Genomic DNA, 14,335 nt, shown 5'->3' with positions numbered 1-14,335 from the left:
CCCTGGCGCTGGCCCTCGCCTGCACGGCCGCGAGCCCGCCTCGGCCGCCCGCCCCGCCGCCGCCGCCGATCGACCCGCACTCCGAAGCGTTCCAGGCGCAGATGGCCCAGGAAAGGGCCGAGGCGCTGACCCGCGTGTCACGCTCGCGCGAGAACGTGACGCGCTCCTTCTACGTCGGCTGGGAGATGCACCACGGCTTCTACCTGATCCCGGTTCGGGGCGGCGACGACGACATCGTGTTCCCGGACTTCGCCGACCAGGGCGTGCGCGAGCAGTTCGGCGATTTCGTGCGCAGCGTCGGCCCCGAACACGAGGGCCAGAAAGCGCTCTGCGACTGCACCGGCGTCGCCTGGACCCACAACGGCCAGCCGGAATTCCTCGTCCGCGCCGCCAGGCTCACCTGGGTGGACGGGGACACGCGCTGACGGCGGCGCGCGCGCCTACGCCGGCACGTAGCTCAGCCGGATCACGTCCGCGCCGATCCGCTCGTCGCCCACCAGCCGCAGCCGCGGGCGCGGCCCGGTGAAGAACGGCGCGCCGCTCCCCAGCACGACGGGGTGCAGGTACAGCCGGTACTCGTCGATCAGCCCCGTCAGGCCGCCGGCCAGCACCGGCCCGGCCACCTCGATCTCGCCGTCCAGCTCGGTCTTCAGCCGGCGCACCGCCGCCTCGACCCCGTCGCTGATCAGGGTGGCGTTGGGCCCCACCGAGGTCAGGGTGCGCGACCCCACCCACTTGTGACGGCTGCGCCAGGCGGCCGCGTATTCGCGCTCCGCGTCGCCCCAGCCCGGCTGCTCGTCGTCCCAGTAGCGCATGAGCTCGTACATGCGCCGCCCGTAGACGACGGCGGCCATGGCGCCGATGTCCTCGATGAAGTGGCGGAACAGCACCGGATCGGGCGCGAACCTGTCGTGGTCGACGTACCCGTCCAGGGACACGTTCAACGCGTAGACGAGCCTGGCCATGCCGCAGATCTCCATCCAGGGGCCTTCCAGATAGCCTGAACCGTCGCGCGAATCTCCAACCTCGGCTCAACTGCGCCGCCTGAGCGGGAGGTGTGCGTCATGGACGAACCCAAGAACGATCGTGTCGTGGTGAGCCTGGGCGAGGACGGCGTGGCCGAGGTGCGGCTGAACCGGCCGGACAAGCTGAACGCCGTCGACCCGGCCATGATCGCAGGCGTCGTCGCCGCCCAGGACCGGCTGCGCGAGGACCGCGCGGTGCGCGCGGTGGTGCTGCACGGCGAGGGCCGCGGCTTCTGCGCGGGCCTCGACATGATGGCCATGGGCGCGCTGGCGGCCGGCGACGATCTCGGCCTGATGGCCCGCACCCACGGCCAGGCCAACGCGCCGCAGCAGACCGCCTGGGGCTGGCGCACCCTGCCCGTCCCGGTGATCGCCGCCGTGCACGGCCCGGCCTTCGGCGCCGGCTTCCAGATCGCGCTGGGCGCCGACGTGCGCTGCGTCGCCCCGGACGCCAGGCTGTCGGCCATGGAGGTGAAGTGGGGCCTGGTGCCGGACATGGCCGGGATCGCCCTGCTGCGCGAACTGGTCCGCGCCGACGTCGCGCGCGAGCTGGTGTTCACCGGCCGGGTGGTCGAGGGGACGGAGGCCGGGTCGCTCGGCCTCGCGACCTGGGTCGACGCGGACCCGCTGTCGCGCGCCCGCGCGCTGGCCGCCGAGATCGCCGGCAAAAGCCCCGACGCCGTGCGCGCCGCCAAGCGCCTGTTCAACCAGGCCTTCGACCTCGACGCCGCCGGCGTGCTGGCCGCCGAGGCCCGCGAACAGTCCGCCCTGATCGGCGGCCCCAACCAGCGCGAAGCCGTCATGGCCGGCCTGCAGCGCCGCGACCCGGCCTTCGGCCCGGCGGAGGCGTGAGTTCCGATCCCCTCTCCCCTTGCGGGAGAGGGAGAAGAAGGTCCTCCGCCGACAGCTCGCCCGGCGTGTACTTCGGCAGTTTCGCGGCCGGGAAGATCGACAGCAGCGAGACGAAGGCCACGATCAGGAACGAGCCCTGCAGGGCGCGCACCCCGGCCTCGCGGTTGATCGCCACCGCCGCCTGCGCCTGGTCCGGCGCCGCCTGGACGCCGACGAGCCCGCGCCTCAGCTCGTCGGGGGTGACGAAGCCGACCTGTTCGGACACGACCCGGGCCGTGACCGGCGCCGGCAGGTCGGAGCGGGCGAGCGCCGAGCCCAGGAACATGCTCAGCAGCCCCACCGCCACCACGCTGGCGAAGGCCGCGCCCAGCGCGTTGGAGACGTTGTTGGCCACGCCGCGGAGCGCGGCGACGTCGCCGGCCAGCCGCTTGGGCGAGGCCGACACCAGCACGTTGAACAGCAGGGTCAGCAGCGTCCCCTCGCCGACCCCGACCAGCAGCAGGCCCAGCACCACCGGCGCCGTGCTCCAGGCCCGCCCCACGGTGAAGGCGACCACCGCCAGGCCGATCGCGATCCCCACGAACGCGGCGATCCCCAGCACCCGTGGCGCGAAGCGGTCGTACAGCCGCACCGACCACACCCCGGCGACCGCGATCGCCCCCGAGTACGGCAGGATGGCGACGGCCGAGGCCAGCGGCGTGCGGCCCTGGACGATCTGCACGTAGAGCGGGATCAGGAACCCCACCGCCAGGCCCAGGCTGCCGGCGACCAGGAAGGCGATCACCGCGCTCTGCTCCTCGCGGCTGTCCAGCACCTCCATGGCCAGCAGCGGCTGCATTCCCGCGCGCACGCGCCGGTTCGACCAGGCGAAGAACCCCTGCCCCAGCACGATCCCCAGCAGGATCAGGATCGGCGCCGGCGACACGCCCAGCGGCGCGACCGGCGCCGCGGGTGTCGCGGCCAGCAAGCCCCAGGTCTGCAGGTTGTTGAAGCCCACCAGGACCAGCGCGACGGCGGCCGCCGACAGCGCCACGCCGACAGAATCGATCCGCACGCCCGGCTGGCGCGCGATCGGCGCCAATCGGAAACTCAAGACCTGCACCACCACCGCCAGGGCGACGATCAGCCAGTACGACCAGCGCCAGCTGAAGGCCGTCGCCAGCCAGCCCGCCAGCGCGAAGGCGATGATGCTGGCCACCGCCGGCATGACCGCCAGCACGCCCAGCGCGGTCTCCTGCTGGCGGCCGCGATAGTGCGCCGCGATCAGCACCACCAGGGTCGGCACCGCCGCCGCGGCCGCGACGCCGGCGATCGACTGGGCCAGGTTCATGGTCGCCGCGTCGCCGGCGACCGCCATCAGCGCCATGGCCGCGCCGTGCACGGCCAGGCTGACCTGCATCAGCCGTCGCTCGCCCACCCGCTTGCCGATCTGCGCGCCGGGCATGACGAAGGCGGCCACGAACAGCGAGTACAGCAGCAGCGCCGTCGCCGCGGCCGTCGTCGGCGCGCCCAGATCCTCCGACAGCGGCCCCAGCGACACCGGCAGGGCGCTGATGTTCACCCCCATCTGCAGCTGGCCCAGCACGATGACGACCAGCGGCAGCCAGGGGGCGCGGTTGTCGGCGTCAGCTTTCACATCGAGCCGCATGACGCCTGAACAGTTCAACGCGGCGGTGTGTTCGCCCACTGATCCCCTCTCCCCTTGCGGGAGAGGGAGGGGCCCACGCGCAGCGTGGGAGGGTGAGGGGTCGCGCTACCCTCGCCCAGTGATCCGCTGGATCGCAGCCACCACGGCCTCAGGCCGTTCGAAGACGTCTTCGTTCCGGACCCGCAGCACCTTGAAGAAGTTCGCCGCGAACCAGGCGTCGCGCGCGGCGTCGTACTCAGGGCTCTGGTGCGCGCCGCCGTCCGCCTCGACGATCAGCCGCGGATCGAAGCAGGCGAAGTCCGCGATGTAGGGACCCAGCGGCGCCTGCCGACGGAACTTCAGACCGCCGACCCGCCCGCCGCGCAACAGCGCCCACAGGCGCTTCTCGGCCAGGGTGGGCTCGCCCCGCATGGCGCGTGCTCGATCCTGCATCGTGCGGAGGTCGGCCATGGCCCGAGGGCGCCACGGCCGGCGCCGTAGTGCAACCCCTCACCCTCCCACGCTGCGCGTGGGCCCCTCCCTCTCCCGCAAGGGGAGAGGGACCGCTCCCCCCGCCTTACCGAGGTTTAACGTGACGCCAGACCCATAAGCACTTATGCAGTCCCCATGACCCAGGGCCTCGGCACCCAGCTCCGGCATCTTCTCGACCTGCTCGACGGGCCGGTGGCGCAGGCCTACGCGCTGCAGGGCCTCGACTGGCGGCCGCGCTACACGCCCGTCATGCGCGCGCTGATCGCCTCGGAGCCCCGCACGGTCGGCCAGATCGCCGAGGCCGCCGGCATCACCCAGCCGGCCGCCACCCAGACGGTGAACCTGATGATCCGCGACGGCCTGGTCAGCTCCACGCCGTCGCCCACCGACGCCCGCCAGCGCGAGATCCGCCTGACGCCCGCCGCCCGCGCCCTGCTGCCGAAGCTGCAGGCGTGCTGGGCCGCCACCGCCCAGGCCGCCGCCGACCTCGACGCCGAGCTGGCGCGGCCCCTGTCCCAGACCCTGGCCGACGCCATCGCCGCGCTCGAACGCAAGCCCTTCGGCCAGCGCCTGGCCGACGCCCGATCCGACACCTGAACCTCGACCCGCAGAGCAAGCCGATGTCCGAACCCCGCAAGCGCAGCTTCCTCGCCACCCTGCCCCGCCTGGGCGTGGTCCGCCTGATCGGCCTGGGCTTCCCCCTGCTGCTGGGCCTGGGCTTCACCCTGGCCTTCCACTTCGAGTTCGCCGCCAAGCGGCTCTCCCCGGCGCTGGACTTCGCGGCGACGGCGGGCGTGACGCTCGGGCTGGCGGTCCTCTACGCCCTGCTGGTGCGCGCCTTCGAGGGCCGCTGGCCGAAGGAGCTGGCGCTGCGCCCCGGCGCCGGCTGGCTGGCCGCCGGTCTCGTCATCGGCTTCCTGCTGTTCAGCGCGGTCTACGCCGTCTTCGCGGCCATGGGCGTGGCGAGCTGGCAGGGCTTCAACGGCTTCGGCGCGGTCGCCCCGGCCCTGCTGCTGGCGATCGTCGCGGCGGTGGGCGAGGAGCTGCTGTTCCGCGGCGTGCTGTTCCGCCTGCTGGAGGAGAGCTTCGGCACCCTGGTCGCGCTGACCCTGTCGGCGGCGATCTTCGGCCTGATGCACGCCGGCAATCCGGGGGCCACCACCATGAGCACCGTCGCCGTCGCGCTGGAGGCCGGGGTCATGCTGGCCGCCGCCTACGCCTGGACCCGCAGCCTGTGGCTGCCGATCGGCATTCATCTGGCCTGGAACTTCACCCAGGGCGGGATCTACGGCGCGGCCGTCTCCGGCGGAAAGAGCGAGGGCGTGTTCGACATCGCCCTGTCGCCCACCGCCTCGGAGCTGATCACCGGCGGCGCCTTCGGCCCGGAGGCCTCGGTGGTGGCGCTGGCGATCTGCCTGGCCGCCGGCCTGGTCTTCGTGGTCGCCGCGATCCGCGCCGGCCAATGGCGCAAGGCGACGTTCCGGATGGTGCTGGCCCGCGGCTGAGCCGGCTCAGGCCGGCGGCGACCAGGGATTGGCCCGCTTCCAGGCCCGAAGCCGCAGCACGGCCACCGCCATCAGGACGAAGGCCGCCGCCAGATAGCCGCCGAGGCCGGCGGCGGCGTCGCTCACCGCCATCTTCAGGAACACGCAGGCGAAGACGAAGACCAGCATCAGCGCCGGCAGGACCACCCCTGCGATCGCATAGAATCCGGACCGCTCCTGGGCCTGCTGCTCCCAGGCGCGCCAGGACTCCAGGTTCTTCGTGTTCTTAAGCGCTCTCGCGTCCCGCACGTGACGTCTCCCCCCGCCGATTTTCACAGACGCTACCGCGCCGGTTCGCGCCTGTCACGACGCCCCGTCCGAAGAGGCGGACGTCAGCCCCCGCTGGATCAGAGCGGAGCGCCGAGGAGCCGCGCAGTCTCGCGCAGTTCGTTCATCCGCGGATCCCTTTCCCGCCAGAACCGCGCGAAATCGTCGGCGAACACCGAAAGCTCGGCAGCCGGTGCGGGCGGATGCGGCGCGAACTGCAAGGCCCCGCCCCCCGGGCCAGTCAGGCTGCCGCTGATAGACGAAGCGTTGATTGGCAACGGCGGCGAGGCGCCACCGGTCAAGGGATTCGGGTCCAGCACGCGGATTGCGCTGGCGCGTTTCGCCCACGCGCACCCGATCACCCGGGCCATCGGCCCGAACCGATCTTCAAGGGTCTGCACCAGCTGGAACACGTGCACGACCCTGTCGCCCGCGGGGGCGCGCGCCGCCCTGTCGGCCGCGTTCAGAACGGCGACGTAGATCGCTTCAAGCAGCTGTTCGGCGGTCGTGGCCAACTCGTGCTGGCTCGCCGCGCGGCCGCGCCGACTTCCCAGGCACCATGCGATCAGGGCCGTGAGCGCCGCGGCGGCCAGCGCGCCGATCAGGCAGAATTCTTCGTATCCCGTCACCCAACCTCCCGTCCAAAGCGCGGCGGTTGAACCGGGCGCGAGGCGCTGCTGTTCCGCCGTGCAGTTGCGCACCGCCCGCCCTGAGCTAGGCTGACCTCGACTTGGTCGGAGGGGCGCCGCCATGATCCGCAAAATTTCCGGTTGGAAGGGTGGCCTGTTCGCCGCGGCGTACATGGCCGTCCTCGCCGGTTTCCTGTGGACCAACGCGCCCTCGCCGCCGATCTTCTCCTGGACGCCGCGAGAGTTGGCGCTGGCGGCGCTGTTCGCCTGCCTGATTGGCCTGTTTGCGCTGATGGCCTGGAATTCGCTGCGACGCGCCCGGTTCTGGACGCGCTGGCTGGTCAACTCCTGCCTGATCGGCACGGCGCTCACTCTTTCCGCCGCCGGGGCGGGAAGCCGCTGGACGCCTGACATGGTCGGCGTCGCCGTCGTCATCTATCTGGCGGTCGGCCTCGCCGCCGCAGCCCTCGAGCCGCTGACCTGGTGGGCAATGCCCGACCTGACGAAGGACTGAGCGCGGCCCGTCAGAACACCGCCTCGCCCTCCAGGTAGAACACGCAGGCGCCCTCCAGCTCGACGCGCGCGCCCTTCAGGCGGCAGACGATCTCGCCGCCGCGACGCGAGGCCTGGAAGGCGCGGAATTCCGTGCGGCCCAGCCGCGCCGCCCAGAACGGCGCCAGCCCGCAGTGCGCGCCGCCGGTCACCGGGTCCTCCGGCACGCCCTTGGCCGGGGCGAAGTATCGGCTGACGAAGTCGTGCTCGCCCCCCTCCTCGGCCGTGACGATCACCCCGCCGCAGTCCAGCACCGCGACGGCCGCGAGGTCCGGCGCGAGCGCGCGCACCTGCTCAGGCGCCGCCAGCCGCGCCAGATAGTTGCCCCCGTCCCAGACCACCTCCAGCGGCGCCACACCCAGCGCGGCGGCCAGCCCCGCCGGGGCCTCGACCGGCGTCAGCGTGCGCGCGGGAAAGTCCATCACATAGCCGCCGCCCGAACGGATCACGCTCAGCGGGCCGCTGGCGGTCGCGAACACCACCGCCTCGCGCCCGGGCTCCAGCCGCTCCATCACCACCGCCGCGCTGGCCAGCGTCGCGTGCCCGCACAGCGGCACCTCGACCTTCGGCGTGAACCAGCGCAGGCGATAGTCGCGCCCCTGCGGGACCAGGAAGGCGGTCTCCGACAGATTGTTCTCCGCCGCCAGGGCGTGCAGCACCTCGTCGGGCGGATACGCCGCCAGCAGCATCACCGCCGCCGGATTGCCGGCGAAGCGGCGCGTCGTGAAGGCGTCGACCTGGAAGATGCGCGAACGGGTGCTCACGCGTTCCCGCTCGGCCCGCCCGTCTGCGCCGGGCTCCACTCGATCCAGTGCTCATGGATGTCGACGCGTGGATAGCGCACGTCGTCCCAGTACTGGCCCAGCTCGAACCACTGGGGGACCTCGATGTCGAACTCCAGCTTGAGCATGCGGGGGCGCAGGCCCAGGCCGACGAGCTTGAGGAAACGGTCCAGCTCCGCCTCGAACAGGTTGATGTCGATCCGGTAGCCGTCGTCTTCGCGGCTGAACCGCCCCAGTCGCTGGGTGCGTTCGCGCTGGTTGCTGACGGCCAGCGTCCCGCTCAGCTGCGACAGGGCCTTGACCGGCCCCTCAAGGGCCACGTCGACCAGAGGACTGACCCGGTAGCGCAGGCAGAAGCAGCCGGGTTCCGGCGCCTCGTCGCGTCCGAAGACCGTCGCCGAGGCCAGCTCCAGCTCGAACCACATTTCGGCGGTGATCACCGCGCCGGAGATCAGCCGCTCGTCATGCTCGCTCATCCGGGGCCCCCTCCGCCACCCGAAGGCGTCGCAGGGTTCGGGCGGCCGCGCAATGGAGACCGTCACCCCTCAGCGCCTGCGATCAGTGTAAGGGGTGAAGGTCTGAACAATCCCGGTCTCGATGGCGACCGGAAGAAGGTTCACGATCGCCACGACACGCCCCCAAAGACCGAACCGACCGTGCAGCGCCTGGTGAACCATGTGGCGCTTGGCCGGCAGGTGACCGAGCGCGGCTCCCTTGCGCCAGAGCTTCCAAGCCCGCCAGCGATCGACCGGAACGCCCTCGCCGTTAAAGTACATGATCGCCAGCACGTTATAGGCCGCCGGGAAGCCTCTCGCGATGGCGGCTTCTAGCTCGTGGATCGCTTCGGCGAAGCGGCCCATCGCCAGGTGGGTCCGGCCCAGGCCGAAGAGCCCGCGCGCCGAGCCTGCCTCGACCGCGGCCTCGTACCAGGCTTCCGCGTCGGGAAGATCCTGCTCGTACTTCCAGCCCTCCCGCGCGGCGTCGGCGACAAGCAGCATGCTCATCAGCGATCCACGATCAGCGAGGCTTTCCAACTCCTTCAGCGCCTCGCGCCAATCCGCCCCGTGGAGTTGGTCGCGCGCACGCTCGTATTCGGCCAGCAGTGGGTCTTCGAGAGCGTCGACGTCCCATTCGACCTTCGGCTTTCGCCCCGGAGCGAACATCACGACGCCGCCGTGTACGTCCGCACGCCGTGGTGCGCCCACCCGCCGTCAGCCCCCCGCCTGAACATCTCGCACCAGTCGGAATTCCACGCGGCCGCAGAATAGCGAAGATCGACCTCGTCTACCGACAGGATGTCGAGCACGAACAGCGCGCCGTCCTGTTCGGTCCCATCGACCTCGCGCATGGCGATCGCGTCCAGGTCCACGATCTGCGCCAGCACCTCGCGGGCGACCGCCAGGAGCTCCGCCCTGACCGTGCGCCCGTCCGAAGGCAAGGCGACCTCGAACTGATGTTCGCCCACCTCGATCTCGGCGATCGCGTCGTCGGCGTCGATCCTCAGCGGCGCGGACTCGAACCGCTCGAGAAAAGCAGACGACGGATGGCCGCCCAGCCTCAGTTCGCTCATCGACGCTCGCCCCCTCGCGCGCTCAGGCCGGCGCGATCGCGCTCTGAATAGCCCGGACCGCCGCCGCGCAGAAGCGAGCCCCGTTGCGCACACCCGCGGAATCGGAGTGCTTCGGTGGGGATGCTCGATCTCCTCCCCATCCGGGTCTGGCTGCTGATCCTGATCGCGCTGTGCGCGTTCGTCCCCGCGCGCTACGCCTGGCGGCACGTGACCGACCAGCGGTCGCGACAGTGGAAAGCCCTGCTCGCCGACGCGCCCGACCGGGGCGCGACGCTCAAGTTCGCCCTCAGCCTGGCCGCCCTGGCCGGTCTCGCCGCGCTGGCGGTCTTCATCCACACGCCCGCGGCCGTGCGCTTCGCCCATTGGCCGCGCTTGCCCGCCCTTCTGCTGTCCGCCCTCGGAGCCTGGGGGCTCGTCTCCGTCGCCATCGGCCTGTCGACCGGCAGGATCCAGCCCGCCGTGCGCGGCGCCCGCAGCACCTACGAACGCGAGCGCCAGCCTGCCCGGTTCTGGTCGGTGCTCTGGAACACCCTTCTCAGCGGCGTCTGCCTGTGGGCGGGGCTTCATCTGTAGAGCGACATGAGCCGCACCATCCTGGCCTTCGACACGCCCGCCCGGCTCGCCGACTGGCTCGCCGCGCATCACGCCAGCGCCCGCGAGCTGTGGGTGCGGATCTACAAGGCCGGCTCGGGGACCCCGTCGGTGACCTGGTCGGACTGCGTGGTCGAGGCCATCGCCTTCGGCTGGATCGACGGACAGAAGCAGTCGCTCGACGCCGTGTCCTATCTTCAGCGCCTCACCCCCAGGAAGCCCGGCTCCAACTGGTCGAAGAAGAACTGCGAGCACGCGACGCGCCTGATCGGCGAGGGCCGGATGACGCCCGCGGGCCTGGCCCAGGTGGACGCCGCCAAGGCCGCCGGCCGGTGGGACAACGCCTATGCGGGCTCGGCCGGGATGAGCATTCCCGAGGACTTCCTCGAGGCGCTCGAGGCGAGACCGGCGGCCAAGGCCTTCTTCCAGAACCTGGACCGCAAGAACCTCTTCCCGATCTACTATCGCCTCCAGACGGCCAAGCGGCCCGAGACCCGGGCGAAGCGGATGGCCGAGATCCTCGCAAAGCTCGACCGGGGCGAGCGGTTTCACTGACGCCCTGTCGGGGTCCGCTTTCGCCCGTAGCAGACGTCGGAAAGGTTCCGCTTTCGCGGCGACCGCCTGGCCCAGTTAGGCTCGCCCACCTGTCGGGGAATCTAGATCGATGCATCGTCGGATTGGAATACAGCTCGCCCTGATCCTCTGCCTGGGCGCGACCGTTTTCACGGGAAAGGCCCATGCCCAGTCGATATTCGGGTTCAAGGTGGGCGAGGATTTCAAAGTCGCCGCCAAAGCCCATCCGCGGCCGTCCGACATGGAAGCGCAAGGCGCGTTCGCCGTCGTCAAATGGGACCTGTCGAGCGGGAACTCGGTCTCGGTGACGGCGTCTCCGCAGACCGGCCGCATCGTATTCATCGAGTCCGATTGGGGCGGCGACCCTACAAGCGCGGTCACCGAGGCGCCCGGCCTGAAATTCGGCGCGACCACGCTCGCCGATATTCGACAGAAATTCCAAAGCAACGGCTTTGGCTTCAGATCCAACGCCGTCCAGGTGATCGGCGAAGATCTGGTCAGTATAAATTGCTACCAGATCGACGGGGATCCTGATCTGATTGCGGTCTTCGTGACGACGTTGCCGATCAAAGATGTCCCGACGGTCGCGGGCAAGCCGAAACCGGACACGGGCCGAGGCCATCTGGATGCGGTGATGTTGGCAAGCCTCGCCTATCTGAAAGAGACCTGGGGCGAGGACAGGATTTTCGACGCGGCGCACCATCCCGTCGCGTGGAAGTAGCCGCCAGCCTCCAAGGTCCCCACTTCCCTGGAAAGTGGTGCGTGTCCCCACTTCCTGCCCCCCCTTCCCGGAGGGGCGTCCACCACCTTCAGCGGAGCCTCAGTCGCGTGGGTCAAAGGGGCTGATGATGTTCGACAGCGTTGCTCGGATTCTGTTGGGCAATAGGGACCTAGCTGATGTTGGGGAGCCTCAAACTTCGGCTGCCATCAAGCGTGCGGAAGATGCGCTTGGGGTGAAATTTCCTCCGTCGTTTCGAGAGTATCTTTCGAAGTGGGGTTGGGTTTCGTTCGGCCCGAATGAATATTTCGGTCTCGGCGCCGAATTTAACAACGTGGTGAGGCGCACAAAGGAGGCCCGGGATCGCAATGCGCTGCCGCATTGTATGATCGTAATTTGCGATCGCGAAGGCGACGAGTACGTATGTATTGATACTAGTAGATGCTGGAATGCTGATTGCGAAGTGATCGTGTGGGATATTCCTGCGAAGTCACCCTCTAGAGGGCGTTCAAATTCCTTCGAGGATTTTCTCACCTCGGATATGGAAGATTTCTTGGCGTAATCGCCGCGCAAGCCAGAGGCCCGGGGCTGGCGGCCGGGGGGCCGCTTTCGCGCCCTTAGCGGATGTCGCCCCCTTCCCTTCCGCCGCCCGCCGCGCCATCTCCCGCAAGCGCCGCCGTATCCGGCGCCAGTTCACCCGGAGACCTCCCTTGTCCATCTGGCATGCGGGCGACTTCCCGCTCGACGGCACGCAAGACCTTTCGCCCGGCACCCTGGTGGAGACGCTGGGCATCGAGTTCACCGAGGCCGGGCCGGACTGGGTGAAGGGCCGCATGCCGGTCGACGAGCGCACCCGCCAGTACGCCGGGGTGCTGCACGGCGGCGCCTCGGTGGCCTTCGCCGAGACCCTGGCCTCGGCGGCCGGCTACTACACGCTCGATCCCGAGCGCTTCGCCTGCGTGGGCATGGAGATCAACGCCAACCACGTGCGCCCGGTCAGCTCCGGCAAATGGGTCTACGGCGAGGCCCGCCCCGACAACCTGGGCCGCACCACCCAGATCTGGTCGATCCGCATCACCGACGAGCAAGGCAAGCTGGTCTGCGTGTCGCGCTGCACGCTGGCGGTGATCGCGAAACCCTGAGCCCTTCTCCCCTTGCGGGAGAAGGTGGCGCGCGGAGCGCGTCGGATGAGGGGTGCCGGCGCGACGCCTGAACCGTCCGGCGCGACCACGCCCCTCATCCTGACGCCCCGGCGCAGGCACCCCTCATCCGTCCGGCTCCGCCGGACACCTTCTCCCGCAAGGGGAGAAGGAACATAGCCGCCCCCGGCGGCGGTTGCTGGGCGATGGAGCGCGAGCGCGACTTTCCCCTGTTCAGCCACACCCGGCCCCTGCCGTGGCGGGAGGAGCCGCGCCGGCTTCTGGCGCTGGCCGCCGTCACGGCGGCGATCGCCTGGCTGCCGGTGGCCCTGCTGGCGGCGCGGGCGGGCCAGCTGGGCGCCTTCCTGCACGACCCGGGCCCGCACGGGCGGCTGCTGATCTCGCTGCCGCTGCTGATCCTGGCCCCGACCCTGGTCAATCCGCGCATGGCCGAGGTCGCGCGCCACTTCCTGCGCGCCGACCTGATCGCGCCGGACGAGCGCAACCGCTACAGCCAGCAGCTGGACCGGCTGCTGCGCCTGCGCGACTCCCGCCTGGTCCAGGTGCTGTGCCTGGCCGCCGCCCTGACCGCCGCGGTGCTCGCCGCCGTCTCGTTCGAGCGCGAGCTGGCCGGCAGCGAGCACCTGGCCTGGCGCCTGGCGCCCGACGGCGGCCCGTCGGCGGCGGCGGTGTGGCACGCGGTCGTGGCCCTGCCGCTCTACTACTACGTGGTGCTGGGCTTCACCTGGCGGGTGCTGCTGTGGTGGAGCTATCTGTGGCGCACCTCGCGGCTGAACCTGAAGCTGGCCCCGGGCCACCCGGACCAGGCGGCGGGGCTGGGCTTCCTGGCGGTGGGCCTGCGCGGCTTCCAGCCGGCCGTGTTCGCCCTGGCCGTCGCCCCGGCGGGGGCCCTGGCCTCGGTGGTGCTGGAGCGCCGCCCGCCGTTCCAGGACCCGACCTTCTCGGTCGCCACCGCCGGGGTCGTCGCGCTGGCCATGGTGATCATGGCGGTCTTCCCGCTGACCTTCTTCTCGTGGCGGCTGCTGGAGGCGCGCCGCGACGGCCAGCTGGCCTATTCGGCCCTGTCCGAGCGCCAGCTGCGCCGCTTCGAGGCCAAGTGGCTGGACACCCCGCCCGGCGAGATGCCCGACCCGCTGGAGACGCCGGACTTCTCCGCCGTGATCGACCTGTCCTCCACCGTCGCCACCGCCGGGCGCCTGCGCGTCACCCCGTTCAGCCGCACCGACCTGCTGCGCCTGGCCTTCGCCGCCATCGTGCCGTTCGCGCCGGTGGCGCTGATCGAGGTGCCGGCCACCGAGATCCTCAGGGAGGCGGTGAAGCTGTTGTTGTGAACGGCGCGCGCGACCTCGCAGCCGTTCTCGCGGTTGTCACCCGCACGCCGGACCGGAGTTCGTCATGGCCCGACCGCCCGCCTTCCCGCTGGCCTTCCTGCTCGCCGCCGCTCTCTTCGCCGCCCCGCTCGCGGCCGCGGCGCAGACGCCGGACGCCGAGGCGGTCTACGACCAGCTGCGCCAGAACGGGCCCGCGGCCAGCTACTGGCACGCGCTGGACCAGGCCTTCCCCGACGAGGGCCCGCGCCTTCTGGCCCGCGCGCTCGCCCAGTCGCCGGATTTGGACCGCGCGGTGGTCGCAACCCTGGTCGAGGCCGACCGCCTGCCCTGGGAGGAGCCGCAGCTGATGATGCAGGCCCCGGTCGAGAAGCTGATGGCCCAGCAGCGGGCCATGGCCGGGGTCTATGTCGCCGCGCTCAACGACAACGTCGGCCCCTGCGCCGACACGCCCGACCGGCGCGAGCTCAGCTCGCCCGACGTCGAGCACGCCTGGCGCCGCTACCGGCTGGCGGTGATGCAGGCGGCCGCGGCCGGCCGGCTGGACCCGGTGCGCCGCGCCCGCGCCGGGGCCAGCGACCAGGCCTTCTACGAGGCCGCCTACCGCGAGCTGCGCGCCCAGGCC

Annotated in this window: 21 protein-coding genes; 12 read left to right on the top strand and 9 right to left on the bottom strand. The window is 71.0% G+C overall.

Annotated elements, in window-relative coordinates; all coding sequences use genetic code 11:
• Positions 1–425, top strand: a 425-nt coding sequence (locus G3573_RS13715) for a hypothetical protein (RefSeq protein WP_205598251.1), incomplete at its 5' end; no start/stop codon positions are given.
• Between the two features lie 15 nt (positions 426–440).
• Here the strand turns inward: G3573_RS13715 and G3573_RS13710 are convergent.
• Positions 441–965: a dihydrofolate reductase family protein gene (locus G3573_RS13710; RefSeq protein ID WP_163261804.1), complete on the bottom strand. Its 525-nt coding sequence runs from the start codon at positions 963–965 to the stop codon at positions 441–443.
• A gap of 99 nt (positions 966–1,064) precedes the next feature.
• Here G3573_RS13710 and G3573_RS13705 point away from each other — a divergent pair, with 99 nt between their 5' ends.
• Positions 1,065–1,877 carry a crotonase/enoyl-CoA hydratase family protein gene (locus G3573_RS13705; RefSeq protein ID WP_163261803.1) on the top strand — a complete coding sequence of 271 codons (813 nt, stop codon included), beginning with the start codon at positions 1,065–1,067 and terminating at the stop codon, positions 1,875–1,877.
• On the opposite strand, the gene G3573_RS13700 is transcribed toward G3573_RS13705, so the two are convergent.
• Together G3573_RS13700 and G3573_RS13695 are read right to left on the bottom strand one after the other, a co-directional pair.
• On the bottom strand, positions 1,825–3,564 hold the full coding sequence (locus tag G3573_RS13700) for an MFS transporter (RefSeq protein ID WP_163261802.1): 1,740 nt from the start codon (positions 3,562–3,564) through the stop codon (positions 1,825–1,827). The genes G3573_RS13705 and G3573_RS13700 overlap by 53 nt on opposite strands.
• 66 nt (positions 3,565–3,630) lie before the next feature.
• The gene (locus G3573_RS13695) at positions 3,631–3,975 is read right to left on the bottom strand and encodes a DUF559 domain-containing protein (protein WP_163261801.1); all 345 of its coding nucleotides are present in this window, start codon (positions 3,973–3,975) and stop codon (positions 3,631–3,633) included.
• Between the two features lie 156 nt (positions 3,976–4,131).
• On the opposite strand from G3573_RS13695, the gene G3573_RS13690 reads away from it, so the two are divergent.
• Positions 4,132–4,593, top strand: coding sequence for a MarR family transcriptional regulator (locus tag G3573_RS13690; RefSeq protein ID WP_163261800.1), 462 nt, complete (start codon positions 4,132–4,134; stop codon positions 4,591–4,593).
• A gap of 23 nt (positions 4,594–4,616) precedes the next feature.
• On the top strand, positions 4,617–5,501 hold the full coding sequence (locus G3573_RS13685; protein WP_163261799.1) for a CPBP family intramembrane glutamic endopeptidase: 885 nt from the start codon (positions 4,617–4,619) through the stop codon (positions 5,499–5,501).
• Positions 5,502–5,507: 6 nt separating this feature from the next.
• Here G3573_RS13685 and G3573_RS13680 read toward each other — a convergent pair whose 3' ends face one another.
• Positions 5,508–5,789, bottom strand: coding sequence for a hypothetical protein (locus tag G3573_RS13680; RefSeq protein WP_163261798.1), 282 nt, complete (start codon positions 5,787–5,789; stop codon positions 5,508–5,510).
• A 98-nt stretch (positions 5,790–5,887) separates the two neighbouring features.
• Positions 5,888–6,436, bottom strand: a complete 549-nt coding sequence (locus tag G3573_RS13675; RefSeq protein WP_163261797.1) for a hypothetical protein — start codon at positions 6,434–6,436, stop codon at positions 5,888–5,890.
• A 121-nt stretch (positions 6,437–6,557) separates the two neighbouring features.
• Here G3573_RS13675 and G3573_RS13670 point away from each other — a divergent pair, with 121 nt between their 5' ends.
• Complete coding sequence (locus G3573_RS13670) at positions 6,558–6,950, top strand: hypothetical protein (RefSeq protein WP_163261796.1); 393 nt, start codon at positions 6,558–6,560, stop codon at positions 6,948–6,950.
• A gap of 10 nt (positions 6,951–6,960) precedes the next feature.
• Here the strand turns inward: G3573_RS13670 and G3573_RS13665 are convergent, their stop codons facing one another.
• The 4 genes from G3573_RS13665 to G3573_RS13650 form a co-directional block, all read right to left on the bottom strand.
• Complete coding sequence (locus tag G3573_RS13665; RefSeq protein ID WP_163261795.1) at positions 6,961–7,752, bottom strand: PhzF family phenazine biosynthesis protein; 792 nt, start codon at positions 7,750–7,752, stop codon at positions 6,961–6,963.
• On the bottom strand, positions 7,749–8,246 hold the full coding sequence (locus G3573_RS13660) for a hypothetical protein (protein ID WP_163261794.1): 498 nt from the start codon (positions 8,244–8,246) through the stop codon (positions 7,749–7,751). Before G3573_RS13660 ends, G3573_RS13665 begins: the two co-directional genes overlap by 4 nt.
• A gap of 69 nt (positions 8,247–8,315) precedes the next feature.
• The gene (locus G3573_RS13655) at positions 8,316–8,933 is read right to left on the bottom strand and encodes a tetratricopeptide repeat protein (protein ID WP_163261793.1); all 618 of its coding nucleotides are present in this window, start codon (positions 8,931–8,933) and stop codon (positions 8,316–8,318) included.
• Entirely contained in the window at positions 8,933–9,340 is a 408-nt protein-coding gene (locus G3573_RS13650) for a hypothetical protein (protein WP_163261792.1), read from the bottom strand. Before G3573_RS13650 ends, G3573_RS13655 begins: the two co-directional genes overlap by 1 nt.
• A 120-nt stretch (positions 9,341–9,460) precedes the next feature.
• Here G3573_RS13650 and G3573_RS13645 point away from each other — a divergent pair, with 120 nt between their 5' ends.
• The 7 genes from G3573_RS13645 to G3573_RS13615 all read left to right on the top strand — a co-directional run.
• Entirely contained in the window at positions 9,461–9,913 is a 453-nt protein-coding gene (locus G3573_RS13645; RefSeq protein ID WP_163261791.1) for a hypothetical protein, read from the top strand.
• Between the two features lie 6 nt (positions 9,914–9,919).
• Positions 9,920–10,486, top strand: coding sequence for a YdeI/OmpD-associated family protein (locus G3573_RS13640; protein ID WP_163261790.1), 567 nt, complete (start codon positions 9,920–9,922; stop codon positions 10,484–10,486).
• Positions 10,487–10,595: 109 nt separating this feature from the next.
• Positions 10,596–11,225 (top strand): hypothetical protein, encoded by a 630-nt coding sequence (locus G3573_RS13635; RefSeq protein ID WP_163261789.1) that lies wholly within the window; start codon positions 10,596–10,598, stop codon positions 11,223–11,225.
• A gap of 127 nt (positions 11,226–11,352) precedes the next feature.
• On the top strand, positions 11,353–11,784 hold the full coding sequence (locus tag G3573_RS13630) for an SMI1/KNR4 family protein (RefSeq protein ID WP_163261788.1): 432 nt from the start codon (positions 11,353–11,355) through the stop codon (positions 11,782–11,784).
• 148 nt (positions 11,785–11,932) lie between these two features.
• Positions 11,933–12,364 (top strand): hotdog fold thioesterase, encoded by a 432-nt coding sequence (locus G3573_RS13625; protein WP_205598250.1) that lies wholly within the window; start codon positions 11,933–11,935, stop codon positions 12,362–12,364.
• A 203-nt stretch (positions 12,365–12,567) separates the two neighbouring features.
• The gene (locus G3573_RS13620; RefSeq protein WP_163261787.1) at positions 12,568–13,713 is read left to right on the top strand and encodes a hypothetical protein; all 1,146 of its coding nucleotides are present in this window, start codon (positions 12,568–12,570) and stop codon (positions 13,711–13,713) included.
• 64 nt (positions 13,714–13,777) lie between these two features.
• The coding region (locus G3573_RS13615) for a hypothetical protein (RefSeq protein WP_163261786.1) at positions 13,778–14,335 on the top strand (558 nt) is incomplete at its 3' end.

Source organism: Caulobacter sp. 17J65-9, assembly GCF_010975005.1.
Classification (GTDB): Bacteria; Pseudomonadota; Alphaproteobacteria; order Caulobacterales; family Caulobacteraceae; genus 17J80-11.
The sequence above is the reverse complement of the archived record's forward strand: the minus strand, read 5'-3'. Positions and strand labels throughout refer to the sequence as shown.

Excerpts from the sequence above, each read along its gene's own strand:
- G3573_RS13705 (WP_163261803.1), top strand. The coding sequence starts at position 1,065 with ATGGACGAACCCAAGAACGATCGTGTCGTGGTGAGCCTGGGCGAGGAC.
- G3573_RS13660 (WP_163261794.1), bottom strand. The coding sequence starts at position 8,246 with ATGAGCGAGCATGACGAGCGGCTGATCTCCGGCGCGGTGATCACCGCC.
- G3573_RS13635 (WP_163261789.1), top strand. The coding sequence starts at position 10,596 with ATGCATCGTCGGATTGGAATACAGCTCGCCCTGATCCTCTGCCTGGGC.
- G3573_RS13630 (WP_163261788.1), top strand. The coding sequence starts at position 11,353 with ATGTTCGACAGCGTTGCTCGGATTCTGTTGGGCAATAGGGACCTAGCT.
- G3573_RS13650 (WP_163261792.1), bottom strand. The coding sequence starts at position 9,340 with ATGAGCGAACTGAGGCTGGGCGGCCATCCGTCGTCTGCTTTTCTCGAG.
- G3573_RS13710 (WP_163261804.1), bottom strand. The coding sequence starts at position 965 with ATGGCCAGGCTCGTCTACGCGTTGAACGTGTCCCTGGACGGGTACGTC.
- G3573_RS13640 (WP_163261790.1), top strand. The coding sequence starts at position 9,920 with ATGAGCCGCACCATCCTGGCCTTCGACACGCCCGCCCGGCTCGCCGAC.
- G3573_RS13690 (WP_163261800.1), top strand. The coding sequence starts at position 4,132 with ATGACCCAGGGCCTCGGCACCCAGCTCCGGCATCTTCTCGACCTGCTC.
- G3573_RS13620 (WP_163261787.1), top strand. The coding sequence starts at position 12,568 with ATGGAGCGCGAGCGCGACTTTCCCCTGTTCAGCCACACCCGGCCCCTG.
- G3573_RS13695 (WP_163261801.1), bottom strand. The coding sequence starts at position 3,975 with ATGGCCGACCTCCGCACGATGCAGGATCGAGCACGCGCCATGCGGGGC.
- G3573_RS13655 (WP_163261793.1), bottom strand. The coding sequence starts at position 8,933 with ATGTTCGCTCCGGGGCGAAAGCCGAAGGTCGAATGGGACGTCGACGCT.
- G3573_RS13685 (WP_163261799.1), top strand. The coding sequence starts at position 4,617 with ATGTCCGAACCCCGCAAGCGCAGCTTCCTCGCCACCCTGCCCCGCCTG.
- G3573_RS13670 (WP_163261796.1), top strand. The coding sequence starts at position 6,558 with ATGATCCGCAAAATTTCCGGTTGGAAGGGTGGCCTGTTCGCCGCGGCG.
- G3573_RS13645 (WP_163261791.1), top strand. The coding sequence starts at position 9,461 with ATGCTCGATCTCCTCCCCATCCGGGTCTGGCTGCTGATCCTGATCGCG.